21 protein-coding genes are annotated in these 25,714 nt (G+C 66.2%); 9 read left to right on the top strand and 12 right to left on the bottom strand.

The features are described from left to right. Positions 1–109 precede the first annotated feature (109 nt). On the bottom strand, positions 110–2,365 hold the full coding sequence (locus PKE80_RS20315) for a TonB-dependent receptor (RefSeq protein WP_271184090.1): 2,256 nt from the start codon (positions 2,363–2,365) through the stop codon (positions 110–112). A 187-nt stretch (positions 2,366–2,552) separates the two neighbouring features. Continuing rightward, positions 2,553–3,809, bottom strand: coding sequence for an MFS transporter (locus tag PKE80_RS20320; RefSeq protein WP_271184091.1), 1,257 nt, complete (start codon positions 3,807–3,809; stop codon positions 2,553–2,555). 127 nt (positions 3,810–3,936) lie between these two features. On the opposite strand from PKE80_RS20320, the gene PKE80_RS20325 reads away from it, so the two are divergent. Genes PKE80_RS20325 through PKE80_RS20340 form a run of 4 tightly spaced genes read left to right on the top strand, consistent with a single transcriptional unit; the run spans position 3,937 to position 9,313 of the window. After that, complete coding sequence (locus PKE80_RS20325; RefSeq protein WP_271184092.1) at positions 3,937–5,565, top strand: alpha/beta fold hydrolase; 1,629 nt, start codon at positions 3,937–3,939, stop codon at positions 5,563–5,565. Beyond that, positions 5,562–6,890, top strand: coding sequence for an MFS transporter (locus tag PKE80_RS20330; RefSeq protein ID WP_271184093.1), 1,329 nt, complete (start codon positions 5,562–5,564; stop codon positions 6,888–6,890). Before PKE80_RS20325 ends, PKE80_RS20330 begins: the two co-directional genes overlap by 4 nt. 1 nt (position 6,891) lies before the next feature. Continuing rightward, complete coding sequence (locus PKE80_RS20335; RefSeq protein WP_271184094.1) at positions 6,892–8,484, top strand: FAD-binding oxidoreductase; 1,593 nt, start codon at positions 6,892–6,894, stop codon at positions 8,482–8,484. Positions 8,485–8,491: 7 nt separating this feature from the next. Continuing rightward, positions 8,492–9,313, top strand: coding sequence for a cupin domain-containing protein (locus tag PKE80_RS20340; RefSeq protein ID WP_271184095.1), 822 nt, complete (start codon positions 8,492–8,494; stop codon positions 9,311–9,313). Positions 9,314–9,439: 126 nt separating this feature from the next. Here PKE80_RS20340 and PKE80_RS20345 read toward each other — a convergent pair whose 3' ends face one another. The 7 genes from PKE80_RS20345 to PKE80_RS20375 form a co-directional block, all read right to left on the bottom strand. Then, complete coding sequence (locus tag PKE80_RS20345; RefSeq protein WP_271184096.1) at positions 9,440–10,168, bottom strand: DUF3108 domain-containing protein; 729 nt, start codon at positions 10,166–10,168, stop codon at positions 9,440–9,442. A gap of 25 nt (positions 10,169–10,193) precedes the next feature. After that, on the bottom strand, positions 10,194–10,853 hold the full coding sequence (locus PKE80_RS20350; RefSeq protein WP_211150956.1) for a hypothetical protein: 660 nt from the start codon (positions 10,851–10,853) through the stop codon (positions 10,194–10,196). A 16-nt stretch (positions 10,854–10,869) separates the two neighbouring features. Continuing rightward, positions 10,870–11,709 (bottom strand): alpha/beta fold hydrolase, encoded by an 840-nt coding sequence (locus tag PKE80_RS20355; RefSeq protein ID WP_271184097.1) that lies wholly within the window; start codon positions 11,707–11,709, stop codon positions 10,870–10,872. Between the two features lie 24 nt (positions 11,710–11,733). After that, on the bottom strand, positions 11,734–12,630 hold the full coding sequence (locus tag PKE80_RS20360; RefSeq protein WP_271184098.1) for a VOC family protein: 897 nt from the start codon (positions 12,628–12,630) through the stop codon (positions 11,734–11,736). Between the two features lie 91 nt (positions 12,631–12,721). Then, positions 12,722–13,336: a 3-isopropylmalate dehydratase small subunit gene (gene leuD / locus PKE80_RS20365; protein WP_271184099.1), complete on the bottom strand. Its 615-nt coding sequence runs from the start codon at positions 13,334–13,336 to the stop codon at positions 12,722–12,724. Next, entirely contained in the window at positions 13,333–14,733 is a 1,401-nt protein-coding gene (locus PKE80_RS20370; RefSeq protein WP_271184100.1) for a 3-isopropylmalate dehydratase large subunit, read from the bottom strand. Before PKE80_RS20370 ends, leuD begins: the two co-directional genes overlap by 4 nt. Further along, positions 14,730–15,974 carry a CaiB/BaiF CoA transferase family protein gene (locus PKE80_RS20375; protein WP_271184101.1) on the bottom strand — a complete coding sequence of 415 codons (1,245 nt, stop codon included), beginning with the start codon at positions 15,972–15,974 and terminating at the stop codon, positions 14,730–14,732. Before PKE80_RS20375 ends, PKE80_RS20370 begins: the two co-directional genes overlap by 4 nt. A 165-nt stretch (positions 15,975–16,139) precedes the next feature. Here PKE80_RS20375 and PKE80_RS20380 point away from each other — a divergent pair, with 165 nt between their 5' ends. The 3 genes from PKE80_RS20380 to PKE80_RS20390 are packed head-to-tail and all read left to right on the top strand — an operon-like array spanning position 16,140 to position 18,636. After that, positions 16,140–16,823 (top strand): isochorismatase family protein, encoded by a 684-nt coding sequence (locus PKE80_RS20380; RefSeq protein ID WP_271184102.1) that lies wholly within the window; start codon positions 16,140–16,142, stop codon positions 16,821–16,823. After that, entirely contained in the window at positions 16,823–17,719 is an 897-nt protein-coding gene (locus PKE80_RS20385) for a polysaccharide deacetylase family protein (protein ID WP_271184103.1), read from the top strand. Before PKE80_RS20380 ends, PKE80_RS20385 begins: the two co-directional genes overlap by 1 nt. Further along, positions 17,716–18,636: a polysaccharide deacetylase family protein gene (locus PKE80_RS20390; RefSeq protein WP_271184104.1), complete on the top strand. Its 921-nt coding sequence runs from the start codon at positions 17,716–17,718 to the stop codon at positions 18,634–18,636. Before PKE80_RS20385 ends, PKE80_RS20390 begins: the two co-directional genes overlap by 4 nt. A gap of 396 nt (positions 18,637–19,032) precedes the next feature. On the opposite strand, the gene PKE80_RS20395 is transcribed toward PKE80_RS20390, so the two are convergent. The 3 genes from PKE80_RS20395 to PKE80_RS20405 form a co-directional block, all read right to left on the bottom strand. Beyond that, positions 19,033–21,333 (bottom strand): TonB-dependent receptor, encoded by a 2,301-nt coding sequence (locus PKE80_RS20395; RefSeq protein WP_271184105.1) that lies wholly within the window; start codon positions 21,331–21,333, stop codon positions 19,033–19,035. Between the two features lie 250 nt (positions 21,334–21,583). Next, the gene (locus tag PKE80_RS20400) at positions 21,584–22,648 is read right to left on the bottom strand and encodes an LLM class flavin-dependent oxidoreductase (protein WP_271184106.1); all 1,065 of its coding nucleotides are present in this window, start codon (positions 22,646–22,648) and stop codon (positions 21,584–21,586) included. Further along, the gene (locus tag PKE80_RS20405; protein ID WP_008832654.1) at positions 22,648–23,727 is read right to left on the bottom strand and encodes an LLM class flavin-dependent oxidoreductase; all 1,080 of its coding nucleotides are present in this window, start codon (positions 23,725–23,727) and stop codon (positions 22,648–22,650) included. The genes PKE80_RS20400 and PKE80_RS20405 overlap by 1 nt, the downstream gene beginning before the upstream one ends. A gap of 290 nt (positions 23,728–24,017) precedes the next feature. On the opposite strand from PKE80_RS20405, the gene PKE80_RS20410 reads away from it, so the two are divergent. After that, positions 24,018–24,941 (top strand): alpha/beta fold hydrolase, encoded by a 924-nt coding sequence (locus tag PKE80_RS20410; RefSeq protein WP_271184107.1) that lies wholly within the window; start codon positions 24,018–24,020, stop codon positions 24,939–24,941. Between the two features lie 11 nt (positions 24,942–24,952). Next, on the top strand, positions 24,953–25,696 hold the full coding sequence (locus tag PKE80_RS20415) for a maleate cis-trans isomerase family protein (protein ID WP_271184108.1): 744 nt from the start codon (positions 24,953–24,955) through the stop codon (positions 25,694–25,696). The last annotated feature ends 18 nt before the right edge of the window (positions 25,697–25,714 follow it).

Below are 25,714 nucleotides of genomic sequence, written 5' to 3' on the forward strand. Positions count from 1 at the left end.
GCCCCCACCCGACCTCCCATCAAGGATACACTAGTGGGAGGTCGGGTGGGGGTGTGGGCCGGTGCCGCGAAAAAAATGCCCCTCAGGGCATTTTCCCTAAGGACTCTCCTCAGAACTTGAACCAGACGCTGCCGGTGAACCGACGCGGATCGCCGGGGAACAGCGAGAGGAAGTTCGCCGTGATCGTCTCCTGCTTGGTCAGGTTGGTCACGCCGAACGACGCGCCGAAGCTGCCGTCGGTCTTCTCGTACGAGACCTTGAGGTCCACGAAGTCCTCGCGCGGGGCCGCCGCCGTGTTCAGCACGGCGATATAATACGAGGAATTGTGCCGGTACGAGCCGATCAGCTTGATGTCGCCGTCCAGCGCGTCGACCGGGATCGTGTACGTCGCACCGCCGGTGAACTGGAAGGTCGGCGTGCGCACCGGTCGGGTGTCGGTGGAGATCTGCAGTGCCTGCGACACGCCCGGCAGGATCACGACCGACGAATACTCGCCATGCGACAGCGAGCCGTTGGCGAAGAACTCGAAGTTGCGCACCGGCGCGAAGACCGTCTCGAACTCCAGACCGTAATCGACCAGCGTACCGGCATTGCGCGCGAGGCTGACGATCACCGTCTCACCCGGCGGGACGATGCCCGAGGTGATCTGCAGGTTCTTGGTGCGGGCGTAGTAGCCGTTTAGGTTGATGCGCACCTTGCGGTCGAACAGTTCCGACTTCACGCCGCCTTCATACGACCACGTCACTTCCGGCTCGAACGCCAGCACGCGGGTCGCGACGGCGGCGTTGCCGTTCCAGCCGCCCGACTTGAAGCCGTTCGTCGCCGAAGCATAGAGCATGACCGAGGGCGAGAGCTTGTAGTTGATCGCGAAGCGCGGGGTCACGCGGTTCTGCGTCAACTTGAGCGGAATGCCCGCCGCGCGCACGTCGGCGCTGTTGAAGCCGAAGCCGGGGAAACGTTCGGAATCGAAGTAATCGATGCTCTTCTTCTCGTAGGTGTAGCGCGCACCCACGGTGACGGTCAGGTCGGGCACGACCTCGTAGTCACCCTGGAGGTAGCCGGCGACAGTCTCCACCTGCTGGCGGAAATGGCGATCCTGCAGGAGATTGAACGCGGTAGCCGTCGCCGAACCCTGGAAGTCGGCCGAAGCGAGATGGTTCACTTCGCGCAGGTAGAACACGCCGGCAACGTACTTCAGCTTGTCGTCGAATGCTTCGCCGGTCCACTTCAGTTCGGTCGAAACCTGATGGTTCCTGATCTTGTCGGCCAGGATGTAGGCGGCGTAGACGTTGGTGGTCGTGCCGTTGTAATTGTTGATGTAGCCCTGCTCCTGCTCGCGATAGCCCGCGATCAGTTCGAGGTTGCCGGCATCGGTGTTCCAGTTGACGTCAGCGGTCGTCGCGTAGCTGTCGGTCAGCGAGCAGTTGCCGGTCACCGTGGTCAGCAGGATGTTGACCGGGTCGCCCTTGCAGTTGCCTTCGGGCAGGGCATTGCGGGTGTTGTAGAAATCCGGCGTGGTCGTCGTCTTGTAGCGATCCGACGCGCCCGGCGCGGCGTAGACGCCAAGGTAGGTGCCGGTGTTGCGGGTATATTCGCCCGACAGGTCGATGGTCAGGTCGTCGGTCGGCAGGAAGCGCACGTCGCCGCGGAAGCCGTAGTTGCGCTCGCCGTTGAGGCGGTCGCCGGTGGTGACGTTCTTGAGGTAGCCCTTGTCGTAGACGTAGTAGGCGGACCACTTCGTCAGCACGCGCTCGCTCACCGGCAGGTCCACGGTGGTCTTGGCGGTGACGCGGTCATAGGAGCCGTAAGTCGCCTCGAACTTGGCGCCCATCCGGTCCGACGGCTTCTTCATGATCACCGAGACGGCGCCGCCGGTGGTGTTGCGGCCGAACAGCGTGCCCTGCGGCCCGCGCAGCACTTCCACGCGATCGACGTCGAAGAACTGGTAGTTGTTGGCGTTCTGGCGCGCGACGTAGACGTTGTCGACATACGTGCCGACCGGCGGATCGAAAGTCGCGACCGACTGGCTGTTGCCGAGGCCGCGCAGGTAGTAGGCGTTGGCGGTGCCCAGCCCTGCGTTGTGCGTGGCGATCATGCCCGGCACCATCTGCGCGGTCTTGATCGCGTCGTTCAGGTTGAGGTTGCGGATCATCTCTTCGCTGAAGGCGGTGACGGCGACCGGGACGTCCTGCAGACGCTCGGGACGGCGCTGCGCGGTGACAATGATGTCGCTGCCGAGATTTCCACTTGCCTGCGGCGCATCAGTGGCCTGCGCGTCCTGTGCATGGGCCGTGGTGGCGGTGATGGCTAGCAGTGCGACTGCACCCAGAGCGCGCGCACGAATACACCTCGTCGAATCAAGCATGACGACTCCTCATTGTCCTGAACCTGGAACCTTGGAACGCGGGCGCATCCTGCCGCCGCCGCTGCGATCTTTATTTGTTATGCATTGATGACATAATAGATTGCGCTTTATGTCAACCCGCCAAATCGATCTCGTGTCGATTTACCTCGGCGCTGGGGCACGGAAGTCACAGGCGTCGATAATATCGTTATTTTTCCGACAGTTTTGGATAAGCGCCCATGGCGAGGAGCAGTACGGCGCCGACAACCAGACAGGCCGAGCCCGACCTCAGGGCAATCGTGTAATCGCCAATCCTGTCGAAGACATATCCAAAGACGACCGGCCCCAGACCGCCCGCGAAAGCGATGACGGCATAGAAGCATCCATAGATCGCCCCGTAGTGATGCTGCCCGAAGAAGCGGCTGATCAGGTAGGCGAGCAGGTCGAATTCGAACCCCGCACCGAACCCGAGCGAGATCACGGCCAGCGTCGCGATAAGCGGCGACAGCGCCGAACTCGTCAGCAGCCAGCAGCCAATTGCCGGGAACGCGAGGATCACGAGGGCGATCAGCGGCGCCCAGAAACGGTCGAGCAGCCAGCCGCCGATCAGTCTCCCGGCGATGACCGAAAGCCCGAAGGCGGCGGTGATCTCGCCGATCTGCGGGAGCGTGAAAGCGCGGGTCTTGAGGATGTTCTCAAGGTTGGGCGTCGGCGCGGTGAGGGCGAAGGCGATGAACAGGAAGGCCCCCGCCATGATCCACAGCCGCCGGTCGCGCGCCGCCTCGGCCAGCGTCAGGCCGGGCTGGATGACCTCCTCCGCGGCTTCGACCGGCTTGGCCGAAGCCGCCGCGCCCCGCGCCATCTCGCGGAACAGCAACGCCACCACGGGCACGCCGACGACGATGGGGAGGCAGCCGACCACAACGACCGCAGTGCGCCAGCCATGCGTCTCAATCAGGTGGGCGCAGAGCGGCTTGATGATGAATCCGGTGATGCCGGTGCCGCAACTCGCAAGGCCCAGCGCCATGCCGCGCCACTTGTCGAACCATTGCGTCACCACCCGCGTCCACGTCGCGGACAGGGTGCCGACGCCGAGCACCGCCATGATTACCCATTGCGCATAGTACAAAGTCAGCGACCCGTTGCTGAGTGCGAGGCTCATGAAAGAGAGCCCGAACAGCGGCAGCGAGACGAGCGCCACGGGCCGCGCGCCGAACCGGTCGATGGCGATCCCGGCGAGCGGGCTGGCGATCATGACGACGCCCGACTGCACCGTGATGCTGGCCATCAGCGCCGCGAAGCTCCAGCCGAATTCGGCGGAAAGCTGCGGGGCGAGCATGCCGATCGTGTAGAACGGGATCGGGCTCAGCCCCAGCGCCACCCCGACCATCGCGGCGACCACCACCGCCCACCCTCGCGGGTCGTCGGGTCGGGGGGCAGGCCGCGAAAAGTCACTCTGGCGCATCTTCACTCGGTTCGATCTCCGGGCTGGACAACCCGATTTTTATCGATCACGAATAGATATATGTCTATATCAAAATGAGGGTCGCAGCGTCATGTCCTCCCGGCAACCTATCGCCGCCGCCCCATCCTTGAGGATCGCCCGGCACTACGTCGACGTCCGGGGACGGCGCGTTCATCTGCGCGAGGCAGGGCAAGGCAAGCCTGTCGTCCTGCTGCACGATTCGCCGCGATCCTCGCGCCTGCATCTGGGTACGATGCGGCTGCTGGCGCCGCATTTCCGGGTCTTCGCGCTCGACACGCCGGGTTATGGCAATTCCGACCCGCTCGGCGTCGATGCGCCCACGATCGGCGACTTCGCGGCGGCGCTGGGTGATGCGCTGGAGGTCCTTGGCCTAGCCGATGCGCCGATCTACGCGACCCATACCAGCGCCAAGATCGCGCTGGAATATGCGGCCTCTTCGGGGCGTCCGCCCGCATTGATCCTCGACGGACTGTCGTTCCCCGAAGCGCTGGCACCGGCTGCCTTCGTCGATGCCTACATGCGCCCTTTCACCATCGACGCGCATGGCGCCTACATCGCCGCGGAGTGGACCCGCACGCGCGACATGCTGCGCTGGTTCCCGTGGTTCGCGACGACTGCCGCCAGCCGCATGGCAATGGAAACGCCTTCGCCCGAATGGATCGAACAGTACACCATCGACTTGTTCAGCGCCGGGCCGAACTACTCCGGCGCCTATGCCGCCGCGATGCGCTACGATTGCGGCCCGGCCCTCCGGGCGATCACGGTGCCGACCTTGGTGGCCGCGCGCCGCGATGACGTGCTCTACGGCTACCTCGACCGCATTCCGGTGACGCAGAACCCGGCCCTCAGCATCGAACGCCTCGAAAGCGACCGGACGGCATGGGGCGAATGGCTGCTGGCCCGCCTTACTGATGCGTCGGCATCGGATGTGCCTGTCACCGCGCCTTCCTCCACCGGCTATGTCGAGCACGAAGAGGGCCAGATTCATGTCCGGTGCCGTGGACCGGAGGGTGGCCGTCCTGTGCTCATCCTTGAAGCATCCTCCACGCTGTCCGCGATGCAGTGGCAGGACGCCCTTTGCGCCACGCACGATACCGTAGTCCCCGACCTGCCCGGTTTCGGCGAATCCGAGGCGCTGGATGATCCCTCGGCCGCCGGCTACCTCGCGGCGCTGACGACGCTTGCCGCCCAACTCGGCCGCAAGGTGGACGTGCTGGCGATCGGCCCCGCCTCCTACCTCGCGCTCGCCTTTGCCGAGGCACGGCCGGACATGGTCGGGCAGCTAGTCCTCGACGGTGCGCCCGAAAGGCCCGCCGATCCCGCAGCCCTGTGCCCGCCGCTGGCCTTCGACATAGCCGGAGGACACCTCCACCGCGCCTGGCACATGCTGCGCGACGGGCAAGTGCAGTGGCCCTGGCATTCGGGCACGATCGCAGCGCAGCGCAAGACCGAGCCCACCCTCGACGGCGAGGCGCTGCATCGCGCGTTGCTGGGCGTCATCAAGCAGCCCGCGCACTACGGCGACGCCATGAACGCCGCGCTGTCGATTGCCGACACCCAGCCCGTCACCCGATGCCCGATGCTGGTGTTCACGCGCGAGCACGACCCGTTCTACGCCGCCGCACCGCGCCTCGGCCATGCGACGACCGACCGCCCCGATACCATCACCGAAGCCGCCGTAGTGGTCGCCCAGTTCCTCACCCCGGCGATCGCCGAAACGGAGAGCGCGGCGTGACGCCAGGAGCGCCGCAGGACGTCTGGCCGGCGCGGAGATACGCCTGGTACGTGATCGCACTGCTGACGCTGGCCTATGCGCTGGCGATCCTCGACCGCGTCTCCATCGCCCTTCTGATCGAGCCGCTGGAGCGCAGCCTCCACCTCAGCGACACGCAGTTCGGTCTGCTGCAGGGCATGGCCTTCAGCATGGTCTACAGCCTGCTCGGTCTGCCGCTGGGCATGCTCTGCGACCGTTCACGCCGCGTGCCGGTGCTGGTCGGGGGCCTCGCGGTGTGGAGCCTCGCGACGATCTGCTGCTCCTTCGCCTCCAACTTCGAGCAACTGTTCCTTGCCCGCATGATGGTCGGCTTAGGGGAGGCGGCGCTGGTGCCGGTCGCGACCTCGCTCATCGCCGACTACTTCGCGCCGACCGAGCGCCCGCGCGCTTACGGCGTGTTCGTAGTCGGCAGCTCGATCGGCACGGCAGCGGCGATGGCGCTGAGCGGGTTGTTCATCCGCTGGGCCGACGCGCTCATCGCGGGGCTGCCTTCGCTGTTCGGGTCGCACATGCCCTGGCAGATCGTCTTCATCCTTTGTGGACTGCCCGGTCTCGTCCTCGCCCTCATCATCCTGGCGAGCGTGCGCGAACCTTCGCGCAAGGGCCTCGATACGCAAGTCACCAGCATCAGCCTGCGGCCGATCCTGAGCCTGTTTGCGCAGCGCCCGGTAGCCTACGGCTGCTTCCTGATCGGCACGGTCATGAACCTTGTCTGCGTCTATGCCATCGTCGGGTGGTTCCCCGCGCTGTTCATCCGCGCGCACGGCTGGGACGCGGCGCATACCGGCTATGCACTGGGCGCCGTGGGCTTTCCGGTAAGCGCCTTTGCAGCCGTGAACAGCGGCTGGGTGATCGCGTGGCTGCTGAAGCGCGGCCACCGCGACGCGCCGGTACTGGCGGCGATGGGCTGTGCGGCCTCAATGGTGCTGTTCGGCACCGCCGCCTGCCTCGTGCCGTCAGGCTGGATGGCGCTGGTGTTCTACGCGCTCAATGCGCTGTTCCTGAACTGGAACATCTCGGGCGTCTATTCGGGCATCTCCGCGATGACGCCCAACCGGCTGCGCGGGCAGGTCATGGCGATCCACACGATCTGCTCGGGCCTGATCGCGCTGACGGCGGGCAACTTCATCGTCGGGTTCCTGTCCGACACCGTCTTCACCGGCCCGGGCGGCATAGCCTGGGCGCTGGGCATCGTCTTCTTCGGCTGCGGCACGGCCGCCGCGCTCACGCTGGCCGTGGGACGCGGCGCGTTCCGCGAGGCCGTGATCGCGAATGAGAGGGAATAGTATGGCTTTCGCAAACACGATCGACGACGCGCTGGAACGCGACCTTTCCGCGATCCTCGGACCCGAGGGACTGCTGAGCGACGAGGCATCGAGCGAGCTACACTCCTCCGACCTGCTCGGACGCGCCGGGCGGTGCCGTCTGGTGATCCGGCCGGACAATCAGGATCAGCTCGTCGAAGCCGTGCGCCGCATCGCGCCGACCGGAATGCCGCTGATGCCGCGCGGCGGCGGCCTCACTTATGTCGGTGGCTACGTCGGGAGCGGGGCCGAATGGGTCGCGGTGGACCTGCGGCGCATGAACCGCATCCTCTCCATCGACGAGGAAGACATGGTCGTCACCGTCGAGCCGGGCGTGACATGGCTGCAGCTATACGAGGCGCTGCAGGAGAAGGGCCTGCGCCTGCCGTTCTTCGGTACGTTCTCGGGCCGGGGCGCGACGGTGGGCGGTGGGCTCTCCAACGGCGCGCTTTTCCTCGGCACCGCGCGCTACGGCACTTCGGCGGACATCGTGCTCGGGCTGGAGGTCGTCACGGCGGATGGCGCGGTCGTCCACACCGGGCAGAAGGCAGTGGCGAATGCGCCCAAGCCCTTCCTGCGCAGTTTCGGCCCGGACACCACCGGGCTGTTCATCCACGACGCGGGCGCGCTGGGCATCAAGTGCAAGGCCAGCCTGCGCATGATCCGCAAGCCCGCGCATACCGACTTCCTCTCGTTCGGCTTCCCCGACCGTGACGCCGCCATCGCCGCGATCTGCGAGATCGGGCGCGCTGAACTGGCCGAGGACGCCTATGTCATGGACCCGGACAAGACGCGGCAAGCACTCGCCGCCCCGTCCGACCTGATCCGCGACGTAAAGACGCTGGGCAAGGTCGTGGCGCAGGAACAGGGCTTGCTGCGCGGCCTCAAGGCCGGTGCCAAGCTGGCACTGGCCGGGCGCGACTTCATCGAGGAGGGCTGCTTCTCGCTGCACCTCGTCCTTGCCGGTCGCAGCCGCGCGGGCGTGGACGAGGACATCGCCGCCGCTCGCCAGATCGCGGCGAAGCTGGGCGGCAGGGAACTGCCCAACTCCATCCCCAAGGCCGGGCGGGCGGAGATGTTCTCGCCCCTCGACGCGGTGCTGGGGGCGACGGGAGACCGCTGGGTCGCGCTCAACGGCAAGGTGCCGCACAGCCAGGCCAAGGCTCTGGTGGACGATCTGGAGCAGTTGCTGGCAGATAATGCCGATGCGCTGCGCGAGAGCGGCGTGGTCGTCTCACGCCTGATCACGATCATGGGCAACCATGCCTTCAGCTACGAGCCGGTATTCAACTGGCACGACGAATGGCTGCCGATGCACGAGGCGACCCTGAGCGCCAAGGCCCTGCGCGATCTGCCCCGCCCTCCCGCCAACGAAGCGGCGCGGGCGCTGGTCATGCGGCTGCGGCAGGAGATCGTCGCGGTGTTCGCGCGCCATGGTGCGGCCTCAAACCAGATCGGGCGGACATATCCTTATGCCTCGATCCTGCGGCCGGAAGCGCGCGCTTTGCTGGAAGGGGTGAAACGCACGCTCGACCCGGACATGCGCATGAACCCCGGCGCGCTGGAACTGGGTTGAAGCAACGATGGCCCGGCCTCACATCGAGTTCATCCAGACCCAGAACGTCGACTGGCGCAAGCGTCCGGACGGCGTTCTGGAGAAACTACTCAGCCACGATCCGCTGAGCACCGACGCCACGCTGATCGTGCGGCTGCCGTCCGGTTTTGTGTCGGGGCCACGCACGGCCGGGGAGCCCGGCTTCGAATACTTCGTGCTGGACGGCACCGTGACGGTGGACGAACTGCCCTGCGCCCGACATGCCTACGGCTTCATCCCGCAAGGCAGCGGCCTCGGTGCTGTTTCGTCGCAGGACGGCGCGACGCTGCTGGTCTTCCGGCACGCGCTCGACGATCCGAATGCTATCGCGGAATGTGCCGAGGCGATCGCCATCGATACGGCGCGGATGCCTTGGGATACCTCTACCTACGATCCGAAACTCGGGCACCTGCGGCTTGCCCGCAAGGTGCTGCGGCTCGGCCCGAACGACAGTGGGCGCACCTTCCTGCTCACCGGTCTGCCGCACGGCGTGCCGGAGGAATCCCATCTCCCCACCGAGACGCACCACCACTGCGAGGAAGCCTTCATGCTGCAGGGCGAGATGTGGGCGCCCGAAGGCCGCATGCGGCAGGGGGCCTACTTCTTCCGCCCGCCAGGGATCGTCCACGGACCGCACGTCTCGGAAACCGGGTTTCTGCAGATCATGCGCTCGCCGGGCTCGAACCGGGTGGTGAACCAGTGGTCGGACGATCTCAAGCCGCTGCCGATCGGGGCGGCCTATGCGCCCGTGGTGCCGGAGGGAATACCCGCCGAATGGCTGCGCCCGCTGGATGACGCTCCGGTGTATTAAGGCCGATGGGGCTTCGACAAGCTCAGCCTGAGCGGAGTTGAGAGGTTTGATCCCCGCTCAGGCTGAGCTTGTCGAAGCCCCCGGCGGCGTGGCGCGGCGACATCAGCCGCCGCGCCCCACACCCAATCAGCTGCGCTCGAACTCGACCAGTTCGTACCAGGTCTGCATGTAGCCGCCGACGCCACCCTGCACGAAGACCGCATCGTCGTCCGCCGTCACCCACACGTCGTAGTCGGGGTGGCCGCCGTTGGTCGTGGCCATGCCGCCGTCCGGATCGGTGAACTTGTAGTGGAAGCAGTCGAAAGTGCCCGCCTTCACCGTCAACGTCTCCTCGCCCACGTAAGCGAGGTGGATATTGACCTCCGAGACCATCGGCGGCGTCGCGCCGCGGTGGTCGGGCGAGGGCAGGAACGTGCGGAACGAACGGGTGTGCGGCCCGCGCGAACGATCCATCTTCTTGGTGATATAGGCATCGCCCGCGATCGGGTGGGTGCCGAAGCCATCGAACTCGCCTTCGATCTTCACCTTCTGCGACAGGCGGCCGATCGAGGGCCCGTAGCTCTCGCACTCGACATAGCCGTCGCGGATCATGAACAGGCCCGAGCCCATGAACTCGTCGCCGATGGTCAGGCGCACGAAGCAGTCCATCGGCATGTCGTTCTCGTCGAGCGAATACGTGATGTCGCGAAGCACGGTGGGTGCCGGCTCGTCGATCTCGCAGATCGCGCGCATGGAGCGCTTGCCATCGCTATGGACGGTGAACACGAAGTCCTCGCGCCCGCGCTCCTGCCCTTCGCGCCCGGGTTTGCGCGAGGTGTAGAGGATCTTGCCGGTGATTCTCCGGTGCTGCTGCATGAGTCTATCTCCTTGAAGGGGGGCCTTAAACAGGGGTGGCGATGCCGAGGAAGCTGGCGGTCAGGACCAGCACCCAGATGGTGATGACGCTGATCCGCGCACGGCCGTTGACTTGCGCGATCACGCGGTCGCTTTCGGGCGTCGGGCCGTGGTCACGCATCTGCACGATGGCTCCAAACAGCGGCACCAGCTGGCGACGCACCAGCAGCCCGAGCGCGACGCAGGTGCCGAGAACGAGGCACTTGAGCGCGATGAACAGCGGCAGTTCGATCTCCTTGGAGAGCGCCAGCATCGCCGTGGCCCAGAGCGCGAAGACGACGACGTAACGGATCGCAAGATCGATCTTCTTGTAGGTCGCACCGGCCGGGCCGTGCTTGAGATGGACGATCCACGCCAGCGCCAGCCAGGCGAGGCCCACGACCCAGGCCGCGATCACCCATGCGTCGGCGATCTCCACCCAGCCGCGCTGCCAGACCAGCGTAAAGCCGGTGGGGAAGGCCATGATCAGCGCGGTGCGCGGCGCCATGTCGATGTTGTTGAGGATTTTGAGCGCCATCATCCGCTCGGCCACGGAGCGCTTGGGATCGACCATGAAAGTCGAACCGTAGAAGGCGCCAAGGTCACCCCCGAGCCAGTAGACCGGAATGAGGACATGCAGCAGGACAAGAAGCGATGCGCCGATCACGGTGTTGTTCTCTCTCTTATTGGGCGGATGCGAAGAAGGCCTGCATCGCGCTGAGGCGACCGGAGGCGAAGGCGGGATCGTCGAAGCGCGCCAGTTCGACATAGCTGCCGGTGGGCACCACGGCGGACAAGTCGCGCGTCTGGTCGATCAGCGGGTCGTTCTCACCCGCCAGCAACAGCGCCGGGCGCGTCAGCAGGGGCAGGCGGTCGAAGCCGTTCCAGCGGAACGCGGCGCGGTAGTTGAAATGGTAGGTATCGTGCGCCTTCATCACCTCGGTCGCCCAGGCGTGAAGGTCCGCGGGCGCACCCATGCCGTTGTCGCGGCGACCGGCACGGGTGCGGTTGTACCACGGGAAGAACATGTACTGGTCGCGGCAGAACTGGAACAGGTTGACCAGATAGGCGCCGTTGATGTCCGGCTCGAACGGGAAGGCGTAGTTGGCGAGGATGTCTTCCAGTTCCTCGGCCGTGAAGGTGCTGACCCCGTCGAGCACCACGCCGCGTACGCGGTCGGGCGCGAGGATCGCCAGTTCGGCCGCGATGCAGGCGCCGGTATGCGAACCGTAAAGGTCCACCCGCTCCAGCCCCATCGCGTCGAGGAAGCCGAGCATAGCCTCGGCCAGCCGGACCACGGTGGTTTCCTCGCGGGCCAGGGCGGGGCTGTCGCCATTGCCGGGCGTATCGGGTGCGATGACGTGGCGCGTGACGCCGAGGTCCTCGATCAGCCGCACCAGCTGGCGCGAGCTGCCCGGCGAGGCGTGAAGCATGACCAGCGGCAGGTCTTCGCTTGCGCCCGCATGGCGGTAGTGGATCTGGCCGTGCGCAACATCGGCGAACCCGCGCTTCACGATCGTCATGGCATTCCCCTCAGGATTTGGGCGTCAGAGGACGCGGCCGCCTTCGATCACCTCCAGCAACGCGCCATCGGGCATGCGCAGCAGGCCGACTTTCGCGCCGTTGTAGAGCGCCCCTTCGCGGACCTCGGGACGCACGGCCCAGTGGCCTTCGAGACGGGCGAAGTCGGGCACGTTTATGGTGCAGATCGACACACCCGGCGGCAGCGCGCCTTCCACTTGCGGGCGCGCCGTCGCGGCCTGCGGATACTGGTCGAGTTCGAGGAACGTCTCGCCCTCGTACTTCGCGGTGACCAGCGCCACCTTCTCGCCTTCCGGCAGGTCGAAGGCGAGCGAGATCATCGAATAGTGGATCGAGACCGGGTCGATCATGTCGAAGCCCAGCACGTCGCGTACCCAGTCGATCGAGGCCTGCAAGTCCGAGCAGGCAAGCACGAGGATGAATGGCCGATCGACCAGCGAGCGCGGCGTCGGCAACCCGTGTTCCGCACCATTGACGCGGATTTCGGTGAGGTAGACCGTCTCGAGGTCCGGTCCGCGCACCTGCATCGGCTTGACGGTGGGGAAGCCGTCGAGCGGCTTGGGCGGGCCGATCACCTCGAAGTCGGGCGAGGCCAGCATGCGCTCGTTGACGGCCTCGACGTCGGTGACGCAGATCTCGATCGCGGCCCAGCCGTAAGTGCGGATCGGCGCATAGTCCGGCACCGCGTCGCCTTCGACGAAGCGCAGGAACACGTCCGAACCCGAAGCCGGGCGCATCAGCACGTAGGCTTTGCCCGCGCTGGCAGGCGCCTGCCACAGCGCGGCGAGGTCTTTGCTGACGACGCCCTGCTCGACCACCGAGTAGTCGAGCCAGCGTGCATAGCGCTCCGCCACTTCGGCGACGTTGCTGACGGTATGGGTGGCGCAGCGCAGGAGTGTCATGAGCCCTCGATCCTGATAGGCCCCGGAGGGCTCTTTTGCCGATATTGATATAGCATTATATCAATTAGCAAGCGGAAATCGTGGCTGGCCGTCAGTCGGCCAGATATATCCACGGGCGCACGGCGGCGTCGCGGGCGAAGAAGCCCTCGATCTCGGCGCGGTGGCGCAGGGTGAGTTCGATGGCGTCCGCGCCCTCGATCAGCATCGTGCGCGCCTCGTCCTCCATGGAGAACGGGAACACCGCAAGGCCCATGCGAACTTCGCATGACGGCATGTCGATCGTGACCGGGGTGCCGTCCGCGAAACCCGCAGCGATCGCCTCCACCGCCTCGCGCGGGAGGACGATGGGGGCGATGCCGTTGCGGATGCAGTTGCCCTGGAAGATCGGGCTGAACGACGGCGCGATGACGACGCGGAAGCCGTACTCGGCCAGCGCCCATACCGCATGTTCGCGGCTTGAACCGCAGCCGAAGTTGGAGCCGCCGAGCAGGATCTGCGCGCCCTTGCTCTCCGGCTGGTTGAGCACGAAAGCCGGATCGATCTCGCGCCCGCCGATGGCGGTGTAACGCCAGCCCGCAAAGAGGCCGTCGGCAAGGCCGTCCTTCGACACCGAGCGCATCTCGCGCGAGGGGATGATCGCGTCGGTGTCGATGTTGTCGCGCAGCAGCGGCACCGCCCTGGATTCAAGCGTGACGAGCGGGGTCATGCCGCGATCTCCGAAACCAGAGCGATGCGCCCGGCGATGGCCGAAGCCGCTACCGTCTCGGGCGAGGCCAGATGGGTGCGCGTGTTCGGCCCCTGTCGGCTCTCGAAATTGCGGTTCGTGGAACTGATCACGCGCGCTTCCGGGGCAAAGCTCTCGCCGCCCGCGAAGAAGCACATCGAGCAACCCGCCTCGCGCCATTCGAACCCGGCATCGAGGAAGACTTCGTGCAGTCCCTCGGCCTCGGCGGCAGCCTTGACCTGGGTGGAGCCCGGCACGCAGATCGCCTTGACGCCCTCGGCGACCTTACGTCCCTTGAGGATCGCGGCGGCGCGGCGCAAGTCGGAGATGCGGCTGTTGGTACACGATCCGATGAACGCCGCATCGATCGGCAGGCCCTCGACCGGCTCGCCCGGCGTCACCGCCATGTACTCGACCGCGCGCTGCTGGTCTGCCTTGCTCAAGGCATCGGCCGGAACCGGCGCGCCCAGCGGGGCTGCGTGCTGCGGGCTGTTCCCCCATGTCACCATCGGGCGGACTTCGGCGGCATCGAAGCGATGCTCGGTCGCGAAGACCGCACCGTCGTCGCTGTAAAGCGCGCGCCATGCGGCGATCGCCTGCTCGCGAACCTCGCCCTTGGGCGCATAAGGCCGGCCTTCGAGCCAGTCGAACGTCTTGTCGTCCGGCGCGATCACTGCGCCCGCACAAGCCATCTCGGTCGCCATGTTGCACAGCGTCATGCGCGCTTCCATGTCCAGCGCACGCACCGCGCTCCCTGCGAACTCGATGATATGCCCCTTCGCCCCGTTCGAGCCGAGCGCGGCAATCAGGTGCAGCGCGAGATCCTTGGCCGTGACGCCCTCCCCCAGCACACCGTCGATGGTCACGCGCATGTCCGGCGGGCGGTTCATGCGCAGCGTCATCGTCGCCAGCACATGCTCCGCCTCCGACGAACCGATGCCCCACGCAAGGCCACCGAAGGCCCCTTGCGTGCAGGTATGGCTGTCCGGGCAGACAAGGATCGCGCCGGGCAGGATGATCCCCTGCTCGGGCGAGACGACGTGGACGATGCCCTGCCGCGGGTCGTCGATGTCAAACAGGGTGATGCCATGGCGCTTCGCGCTCTCGCGCGTCGAGACGATGAAGGCGGTGCCGGTCGGCATCAGCGTCTTGTCGGTGCGGCCGGGGAACGTATCGACGATGTGGTCCATCGTCGCGAACACGCGCGAGGGGTGCATGACCGTGCGGCCCGCTTCCTCCAGCGATTTCAGCGCGACGCCGCCGGTCCGCTCGTGCAGCAGCAGGCGGTCGATGGCGATCACTTCCGCGCCGCTTTCCAGCGTCATGACGCGGTGCGCGCTCCAGATCTTCTCGGCGAGCGTGAGCGGCCCTTCAGTCATTTCGCCGCGCTATCCGCCGGTTCGCGAAGCCCCTCGATCGCACCCGAGGCGAGCAGCGCTTCGATCTCGTCCGCGCCGAAGCCCCAGCCGCCGAGCACGTCCTCACTGTCTTCACCGGGCGAGCGCAGGTCATGGCGCACGCCGGGGAGCACACCGTCAATCTCGACCGGCAGCGCGGGCAGGCGCACCGAGCGGCCATCGGTCAGCGTCAGGTCCACCAACGCGCCGTTGGCGTTGAGGTGCGCGTCTTCCAGCAGATCCTGCGGGCGGGCGATCGGCGCGAAGGCGACGCCGCTTTCCTCCAGCTTCGCCAGCAGGGCTTCGCGCGTGAAGCCCTTCGCCAGTTCGCGCATGCGTGGCAGCAGGGCTTCGCGGGCGAGCACGCGGGCATTGTTCTCCGCCAGCGCCGGGTCTGCGGCGAGATCGTCGAGCCCGAACGTCTTGGTGAACGCCTGCCACTGGCCGTCGCTGACGACGCCGATGAAGACCTGCTCCTCGGGCCGCGCCGTCTCGAACACGTCGTAGATCGCCCAGGCCGAGATACGCTCCGGCATCGGGCGCGCCGCGTTGCCGGTGACGGCAAGCTGCGCGATGTGCTGGCCGACGAGGAACGCGGTGGTCTCGTAAAGTGAGGAACGCACGACCGCGCCCTTGCCGGTACGGTGGCGCTGCTCCAGCGCGGCGAGGATGCCGATCACGCCGAACATGCCGCCGGTCACGTCGATCACCGAGGCGCCCGCGCGCAAGGGACGGCCGCTGGGGCCGGTCATGTAGGCGAGGCCGCCCATCATCTGCGCCACTTCGTCAAGCGCGGCGCGGTTCTCGTAAGGGCCGGTCAGGAAGCCCTTGGCGGAGTAGTAGATGAGGCCGGGATTGCTTTGCGCGAAGTCGTCCGGGCCGAGGCCCAGCTTGGCGAGCGCGCCGGGGCGGAAGTTCTCGATCAGCACGTCGGCCTGGTCGACCAGCCGCTTGGCTGCGGCAACGCCTTCGGGCGACTTGAGGTCGATGGCGATGCTCTGCTTGTTCCGGTTGTACATCGGGAAGTAGCCCGCGCCCGAGCCGAGCAACTTGCGGGTACGGTCGCCGCCGATGGGCTCGACCTTGACCACAACGGCACCCAGGTCGGCCATAACGACACCTGTGGAGGGTCCCATCACCATGTGGGAGAACTCAACCACCTTGATACCCGAGAGAGGAAGGCCGCCTTCCTGAATCATGTCGCGTTCCGTCTTGACTGTCATTTTGGTATATCTACAGTACAAATCAGCAATCGCAAGGTCCGCTGGGGGCGAGAGCGCGGCAGTGTTCGCGTCGCGAACAATCGGCCCGGCCCTCCTATGGCAGCGACCCGATCGGGCGCACCTCTCCCCCCGTGGGGCCATGTAGCCAGGTAATGGAGCACGAGAATGAGTGAGATCGTCGGCACGCGCATGATCCGCGAGGACAAGACCGCGCGCGAACTCTTCGAGCAGGTGATGGCCAACCCCGCCCGCACCAAGTTCGGCTTCGGCGAGAAGCTGGCGATCGTCAACGTCGACTTCCAGAACGCCTATACCCGGATCGACGAGTTCAAGACCGCCTACGAAACCGACCCGCGCCAGATCGAGTACACCAACACGATCTCCGCCCTCGCCCGCGCGAAGGGAATGCCGGTGATCTGGACCCACGTGGCCTATGCCGAGGATGCCAGCGACGCCGGCGTCTGGGGCACCCGCACCAACACGCCGGACTCGCTCCAGAACATCAAGTACGAGAGCCGCCGCCACGCCTTCGACGACCGCTGCGCCATCGACCCGGCAGACATGATCTATACGAAGCGCATGCCTTCGGCCTTTTTCGAGACGCCGCTGCAGAGCCTGCTGATCTGGCACAAGGTCGATACCGTGGTGATCACCGGCGGCTCCACCTCGGGCTGCATCCGCGCGACGGCGGTGGATTCGCTCAGCCGCGGCTACCGCACCATCGTCCCGATCGAGACTTGCGCGGACAAGCACGAGAGCTATCACTTCGCCAACCTGACCGACCTGCAGCTCAAGTATGCCGACGTCGAGCCGGTGCAGACCGTCATCGACTGGCTGGAGGCCCGCTGATGCGCGAGGGCGAATCCGAACGTACGGGCGATCCGGGCCTCTACGACTACGTCCCCTATCGCGGGCGCAAGCCCTTCGCCTGGCCGGGCGGCAAGAAGGTGGCGGTCTGGATCTCCCCCAACCTCGAATTCTACGAGCTTGATCCGCCGGCCAACCCGCACCGCAAGTCGTGGGCCAAGCCGCATCCGGACGTCGTCGGCTATTCCCACCGCGACCACGCCAACCGCGTCAGCCACTGGCGCATGGCCGACGTGATGACCAAGCACGGCTTCCCGGGCTCGGTCTCTCTCTCGGTGGCGCTGTGCCAGCACCACCCGCGCGTGGTCGAGGACGCCAGCCAGCGCGGCTGGGAGTTCTTCAGCCACGGTATCTACAACACTCGCTATTCCTACGGCATGGACGAGGCGCAGGAGCGCGCGATCATCGAGGACTCGATCCGCACCGTGCGCGACGCTACGGGGCAGACGATCAAGGGCTGGCTCGCCCCCGCCCTCACCCACACGCCGCGCACGCTGGACCTGATCGCCGAGTACGGCCTGACTTATACCTGCGATCTCTACCACGACGACCAGCCGATGCCGGTGAATACCGCCAGCGGCCGCCTGATCTCGATGCCCTACAGCCTCGAAGTCAACGACCACTACGGCTTCTTCGTCTACAACATGAGCCCGCGCGAATACGCCGACACGCTCATCCGCCAGTACGAGCGCCTTGCCGCCGAGCCTTCGGGCACGGTCATGTGCATTCCGCTGCACTCGTACCTGATCGGCCAACCGCACCGCATCGGCCCCTTCGAGGAAGTGCTGCGCCACATCGCCGCAGACGACCGCGCGTGGATCACCCGCTCGGGCGACATTGCAGATCACTGGATTTCCAATGTGGGAGACGCCGCATGAGCCTCGACCCCGCCTACCTCGAATATCCGCGCCGCCGCGAAGGCTACGACCACGATCTCTACACCTGGTCGCCGATGCGCGAGCGTCCGCCCGTGGCATGGCCCGAGGGCAAGACGCTGGCGGTGTGGCCGGTCGTCAGCCTCGAGTGGTTCCCGATCACGCCGAATGACAAGCCGTTCCGCGCGCCCGGGCACATGCAGACGGCCTACCCGGATTATCGCCACTACACCTCGCGCGAGTACGGTTCGCGCGTAGGCGTCTACCGCCTGCTCGATGCCTTCGCCAAGGCCGGCGTGAAGGCGTCCTTCGCCACCAACGCCGCGATTGCCGAGCGCTACCCCTCACTGGTGGCGGACGTGGTTGCGGCCGGGCACGAGATCATCGCGCACTCGACCGACATGAACGGCACCATCGCCTCGGGCCTGCCTGAGGACGAGGAGCGCGCGCTGATCGCCAAGTCGCTCGATGCGCTGGAGAAGGCGACCGGCACCCGCCCGCGCGGCTGGCACTCGATTGCGCGTTCGCAGAGCTTCGCAACTCCGCGCCTGCTCGCCGAGGCGGGCGTCGCCTACTGCTGCGACTGGGTGAACGACGAACTGCCCTACGTCATGACCACCGAGGCGGGTGAACTGGTCAACATTCCGCTCAACCACGAGTTGTCGGATCGTCAGATCATCACGGTGCAGCAGCACTCGGCCGACAGCTACGTGGAGCAGATGCTCGATGCTGCCGACTGGCTGACGGCGGAAGCGGCGCGCGAAGGTGGCGGGCGCATGTTGCCACTGCAGCTGACGCCTTACATCATGGCCCTGCCCTACCGTATCGGTTCGCTGGAAACGCTGCTGGAAACGCTGGCGGCGCGTGCCGACGTGTGGTTCGCGACGGGTGGTGAGATCCTGGATAGCTGGAAGGCGTAAGCAAAATCCTCCCCGAGCTTGTCTCGGGGAGGGGGACCGCCGCCGCAGGCGGTGGTGGAGGGGGATAAGCAGGCCCCCTCCGTCAGCCCTAACGGGCTGCCACCTCCCCATCGCTTCGCGACAGGGAGGATTTTTTGCGGCTACCTCGCGCCCCAACACCTCGTCACCCTGAACTTGTTTCAGGGTCCATTGCGCCGCAAACGCTGCGTCGGGACCAGTAAACCGCCGGTGCCATTTGCTGTTCTGCACTCCGGCACCAACTGCCCGATGGACCCTGAAACAAGTTCAGGGTGACGGCGTGGCACTGCTGCGGACTTTGTGCTCCCACCCTGGGATTCGGCACGAAAAAGGCCGGGCGATTGCTCGCTCGGCCTTTCCCTCCCCTCCAGGATCAGATCAGAAGCGCAGCGTTGCTTCCATGCCGAATTCCGGCGGACGCGGCGCCGAGGCGTAGAGGCACTGCTGGTTCGTGCCATACGTCGCGGTGTCGCGCTCGATGAACATGCAGCTCGCGGTCGCACCCGCGAGGCCCGAACCGGTCGCGCGCTGGTTGTTGAGGATGTTGCGCCCGAACAGCGCCAGATCAACCATGTCGCTGGTCAGGTTGAGCCGCGCGTCGACCGTCCAGGCCGAACGCACCTTCACGGTGTTCGACAACGTGGCGAAGTAGCTCCCGCGATAGCTGCCGTCGACGCGCAGCGAGGGCAGGAAGCCGCCGACTTCGGGAAGCTGGTACTCGCCGCCGACGAAGCCGTTCCAGTAAGGCACGTTGGCCTGGGTCAGCCCGTCGAGCACCACCGAACCGTTCGTCGTCACCGGGAAGCCCGCCGTCGAGCCGGAGCTGATCAGGATCGGGTCCGGATTGGTGAACTCCTGCTTGGCATAGCCGACCGAGCCGCGCAGCGTCAGCTGCGGGGTCACGCGCCAGTTGCTCTCTGCCTCGAAGCCGACGATGCGCGAGGAACCGACGTTGCCCACCGCCGAAACGGTTACGGTCTGGCCGGATACGGTGCGCTCCAGCGTGCTGACCAGCTGCTGGTCCTTCACCTCGTCATAGAAAGCCGCAAGGTTCAGCGTCAGCGCGCCGCCGAAGAAGCTGTTCTTGCTGCCGATCTCGTAGTTGTAGAGCTTTTCCGGGTCGGCATAGACCGGCTGGGTGACACCGCCCACCGTCACGTAACCGGCGCGCGCACTCTTCACGCCCTTGGAGAACAGCGCATAAAGCATGTTCTGCGGCGTCGCCTTGTAGCTGACGGTCACGCGGGGCGAGAAGTCCTTCGACACCTGCGAATAGTCGCTCGTGGTCGGATAGAAGGCGCAAGTCGGGCAGCTCGGCGCGAAGATCCGCTCACGCGCATAGCGGCCTTCGAGGCTGAGCGTCAGCTGCTGGGTAAAGTCCCAGTCGAGACCGCCGAAGATCGCGCGGTTCTCCAGCCGGTCGTCGCGGGTGCGGCCCGCCGGGTTGGCCGTGGTGGCGAAGGACGTGAAGCCGGTGTCGTCGCGCTCCCAGAAGTAGTAGGCGCCCACGCGCCAGCGCAGCGGCTTGTCGCCGGGCGAAAGCAGCATCAGCTGGTGGCTGGTATTGGTGAACTTCTCGTAGGACGGGAAGGTGCCGAGCGAGGCGGCGCGCAGGGTCACTTCGTTGTTGGCAAGCGCCTCGCCGAAGACCTTGTCCTGGCCCACGCCGCTGGCGCGCGGGGCGTTCGGCGCGTCGGCGGTGCGCGATTCATTCACGTAGCCGCCGCGATAGCTCAGTTCGTAGTCGCCGAACATCTTGGTGACGACGGCGCTGGCGAAGTAGCGGTCGCGCGCATAGCCGTCCGCGCCGCTGGTGCCGATGTTGTCGATGTCGGGATCGGGCAGGTACTTGGGGAAGATCGACCCGCTGCCGCGTGCGAAGGGTGCGGTGGCGATGCCCGACTGCACCCATTCGCGCGGCTGCTCGACGACTTGTGCGGCCACCGAGTCCCGATCATGCTGGTACATCCCGCGCAGCTTGATCGAGAACGTGTCGTCGGGCTTGAAGTAGAGCGTGCCGGACACCGCCTGCGTGCGCTCGCGTCCGATCGGCGCCCCGCCGTCGCGCGACTTGGCGATGGCGCCGTTCTGGAACACCGAACCCGCGACCGAGGCCCAGAGTGCGTCCTTCACCAACGGCGCGGTGACCGTGCCGCCGAAGTAGTAGCTGGCCTCCGGCGCGGAATTCATCAGGCTGCCGCGCGCCTTGACGAAGCCGGTGACCTCGTCGCCCGAAGGATCGACGGTGACGTAGTTGATCGCGCCGCTGTACGTGGCGCGGCCGAAGTTGGCGCTCTGCGGCCCCTTGATGACTTCGACGCGCTGCAGGTTCTCAAGGTCGAGCGAGGCGAGCTGGCCCGACAGCGCGACGCCGTCGATGAACACCGAGATGCCCTGATAGCGTTCGTCCGAAGTATTGGGCGCAAGACCGCGCAGCGAATAGGCGGAAGGATCGTTGCGACCCGAGCCCGCGAAAAGACTGAGGTTCGGCGTCACCTTCTGAAGATCGCGCACGTCGCGGATCTGCGCGCTGGCAAGATCGTCGCTGGTGAGGGCGGTAATGGCGAGCGGAACTTCCTGCAGCGTTTCCTTGCGGCTCTTGGCCGTCACGATGATCGCATTGGAAGAGACGTCTTCATCGGCGGCGACTTGCGCCAGTGCCGACGTACTGCAGAACATCATGGCGATTACTGCAATACCAACAGAAGATGAAAGAGTCCTCATCATTACCAACTTCCCCTTGATGTGTTTGATTTTATCGATATGCGCCTGAGAGAACTCCAAGCTAAGTCATGTCGATTTCTCGACAACAATTTGTGATTTAATGTCCGCTAGGCGAGTATTATTCAAATCTTATCAGGTATAAATAAAACTTTATCTTGACGAATAGTGATGGGCATGGGCCGGCAGCGCAGCGCCAGCCCACACCTCAACCCGCTGCGCCGATGCGCTTGCGCAGGACCGGGACCAGCCCCTCGCCGAACAGGCGCACGTCCTCGATCGTGTAGAAGCCGTTCAGCAGGAACCGGTTGACGCCGATGGCGTGATACTGCTCCAGCGCCGCCGCGACCTGGTCCGGCGTGCCGACCAGCGCGGTTGCATGGAGCCGTCCCTCGGTGGCGCGGGTCATGCCGGTCCACAGGCGTTCGTCCAGCCGATCACCCATCGCCGCCTGCCGCTTCAACGCCAGGGTGCCGGGATCGTTGTCGCCCTTGTCGCGGCCGATCTGCCTGCCGCTCGCCAGATGATCCATGACCGTGCCGAGCAAGCGCTCCGCCTTCTCCCATGCCGCGTCCTCGGTATCGGCGACGATGACCCGCATCGACATCGACACGTCTGGATTGCGTCCGTGCAGCGCCGCTTCCTGCTTGAAGCGCGCGATCGTCGCCCGGGTATCGGCAAGCGTCGCCGGGCCGATCGCATAGACGTCGCAGACTTGCGCGCCCATCTGCACCGCCGCATCGGAGTTCCCTGCCCAGAACACCGGGATCTGCTCCTGCACCGGCTTCACCAGCGCGAAGGCGCCGTTGAAGCGATACCACTCGCCCGCGTGATCGAAGGGAACCTCGCTCGACCACATGCGGCGCAGGATCTCCACGTATTCGCGGCTGCGGTGGTAGCGTTGCTCCTTGGTCAGGTAGTCGCCGTCCGCCTGAGTCTCGACGTCGCTGGCGCCGGTGATGATGTGGACGCCCGCACGCCCGCCACTCGCCCGGTCGAGCGTCGCGAACATGCGCGCGGCCATGGTCGGCGCGATGAAGCCGGGGCGATGTGCGACCATGAATTTCAGCGTCTTCGTCACCGCCGCGATGTGCGCGGCGGTCGAGAGCGGATCGGGCCACGTCGCCGTCTGCCCGACAAGGACGCGGTCGAAGCCCGCCTCCTCGTGCGCGACGGCATAATCGCGCAGAAACTGCGGGTCGTAGACCCCGCGCACCGGATGGGCCTCGGACGAATCCGCGAAGAAGTGGAGGCCGACGACTTCGAAGGCCATCACCGCACCTCCATCGCGGCTTCCCGCTCGGCCACCTTGCGGCGCAGGGCGGGAATGATGTCGCGACCGATGATCTCCGCGTCCCCGATCGGGTCGTAGCCGCGCAGGATGAACTTGTGCACGCCCGCGTCCCAGTAATCCATGATCGCGTCGACGAGCTGGTCGGGATCGCCGACAAGGGTGCCGCTGTTGCTGTGCGCGCCGCGGATTTCGTTGATGCCGTTCCAGAAGCACTTCTCCAGCCGTTCGCCCTTGCCGGCGAGTTCGGCCGTGCGCGCGAATCCGGCGGCGCTGGCGGCGACCTTGTTCTTCTCCGCCTTGCTCTCGAGCGCGGCGATGCGGCTCTTGAGGTCCGCCGCCTGCGCCCACGCCTTGTCTTCACTTTCCCCCACGACGAGGCGCAGCGAAACGAGGAAGTCGGGCTTGCGGCCCAGCGGCTGCGCAGCGGCGGTGACTTTCTGCACCACCTCGGTCATGCCCGCCACGGTATCGCTGAGCGTGGCGAAGACGTCGGCGCAGGCCGCGCCGGTGGCGATCGCCATCGGCGACATGCCGCCGAAGAACACCGGAATCGTGCCGTTCAGCGGCTTGATCTCGGCATAGCCGCCGTTGAAACGATACCACTTGCCGTCGTGGTCCACCGGGGTCTCGCTCGCCCAGATGCGGCGCAGGATGTCGATATATTCGAGGCTGCGGTCGTAGCGTTCCTCCTTGGTGTGGAAGTCCCCGTCGCACTGCATCTCGATGTCGCTGGCACCGGTGATGACGTGGACGCCCAGCCGCCCGCCGAGGAGCCGGTCGAGCGTCGCCAGCATCCGCGCGGCCATGGTCGGCGCGATGAAGCCAGGGCGATGGGCCAGCATGACGCCCAGACGTTCGGTGACGGCGCCGACATAGGCGGCGGTGGTGAAGTTGTCCGGCATCGTCGCGGCATTGGCGATCAGCACGCGGTCGTAGCCCGCCGCCTCCTGCACTTTGGCCAGCTTCACGATGGCGTCGATGTCGTAGTGCGACACCGGCACCGGCGACAGTTCGGAGGCCATGTTGTGATTGATGAGACCGTTGATTTCTATCGGCATGCGCGTTCCCCTGGAATCTGCGCAAAGCCTATGTGCGCCTCCATGCATGGCCTCAGCAGCCGGACGCATATCTCCGCATGACGGTTAGAATCCCCGCAATCGGCGCGTTTGCGGCGAAGAACGCATAGGATGATGCGGCGGACTCATGCCCCCTGCAGAAGCAATCTTGCAGCGATCAACTCCACAGAGCGGACATGCCTTCCTCGGACGGTTGTGTCCGGCACGCCAAGCGCATTGCATGCCCGCATGATCGAGGTCATTCCGATCTCTGACCTACCGGAACGATGCGCATGTCGACCTCCCTTTCCCGCCGTACCCTTCTTGCAAGCGCCCTGCTCGGCGCCACCGCCGCCTGTGCGGGCGGTGCATCGCGCAGCGTCGTCGCGGCACCGATGCCGGAACGCCGCACTTTCGACCTTGCCGGTCCGGGCGGACGCACCATCTCGGTCAGCGAGTGGGCGGGCACTAGCGGCAAGCGCGGGACGATCCTGTTCTCGCACGGCGCCCTGTCCGCGCCGTGGTTCTACGATCGCATCCTCCAGCCGCTGCTGGCCTCGGGCTACCGCGTGCTCGCGCCGCTCCACGTCGATTCCGCGCAGCACCCGCACACGGCCGAGTACAAGGGCCTTGCCAGCTGGCGCTGCCGCATCGAGGACATGCGCACCCTCATCGCGCATATCGGCGACACGCCGTTCATCGCCATGGGGCACAGCTACGGCGGCCTGATCGCCACCGTTCTCGGCGGCGCGGCGGGCGTCATACCCGAAGGGATGGAAGGCCCGCTCATGCCGAGGCTCGCGACGAGCGTGGTGGCGTTCTCGCCTCCGCCGACGATCCCGGTGATGATGACGGCGGAAGGGTACGGCGCCCTCGCCGTGCCCGCGCTGATCCAGACCGGCACCATCGACCTGCTACCCGGCATGACGCCGAGCGATGCGGAAGGATGGCGCGCGCACCTCGCCGCGTTCGACGCCGCCAAGCCGGGCGGGCACCGCTACGGCCTCGTGCTGGAGGGCGTGAATCACTATTTCGGCGGCGCCATCTGCAATTTCAGCCAGCCCGGACCGATGCAGCTTGACGGCCTCAGCCACGCGAATGCAGTGGCGGGGCTGTTCCTCGACGCCTTCGCCAGCGGCAAGGCGAATGCCAAGGCCCTCGCGCGGCTCGACGCCGGGGTCACCGACGCCCTCCCCATCCGCCTGATGCGGCGCTGAGGCCAGCGCTCGTGACTGACGTTCTGGGCTGGCGCAAGCTGCTGGGGGTGATCGCACCCTCGACCAACACCGTCGTGCAACCCGACATGGAGCGCATGCGCCCGCCCGGCGTCACCAACCATCTCTCACGCATACACGTCGAGGACCCGGTGGCGCTCTCGAACGAGGACTTCATCGCCGGAACCACCGCCATTGCCGAGAACACGCTGGACGCCGTGCGCTCGGTGATGACCTGCCGCCCGGACTATCTGGTGCTCGGCATGTCGGCGGTGACCTTCTACGGAGGCGTGGACGGCTCTCGCCGCTTCAAGGCCCGGATCGAGGCGGAAGCCGGGGTGGGCGCAACCACCGGGGCGGAGGCCGTCGCCGCCGCCCTGACCGCCGTGGGCGCGAAGGCGGTGAGCTTCGTCTCGCCCTACTACCCGGTGGCGAACGCCGAGGTCCGCCGTTTCCTTGAAGAATCCGGCTTTGCCGTCAGGCGAGACCGGGCGCTGCAATGCCGCCGCTGGACCGACATTGCCAAAGTCACGCCCGAAACGCTGCGCGAAGTCATCGCGCAGCTCGACGGAGACGACGTCGATGCCATCGTGCAGGTGGGCACCAACCTCTCCATGGTCGATCTCGCCGCCGAGTACGAAGTGACGCTCGGCAAGCCGGTGATCGCCATCAACACCGCGACCTACTGGCACGCCCTGCGCGCCTGCGGGATTTCGGACAAGCTGCGGGGCCTGGGCCGTCTGTTGAGCGAATTCTAGAACGAGAACACGTTGTCA

Source organism: Novosphingobium resinovorum (assembly GCF_027922145.1).
In the GTDB taxonomy this organism is placed as follows: domain Bacteria; phylum Pseudomonadota; class Alphaproteobacteria; order Sphingomonadales; family Sphingomonadaceae; genus Novosphingobium; species Novosphingobium resinovorum.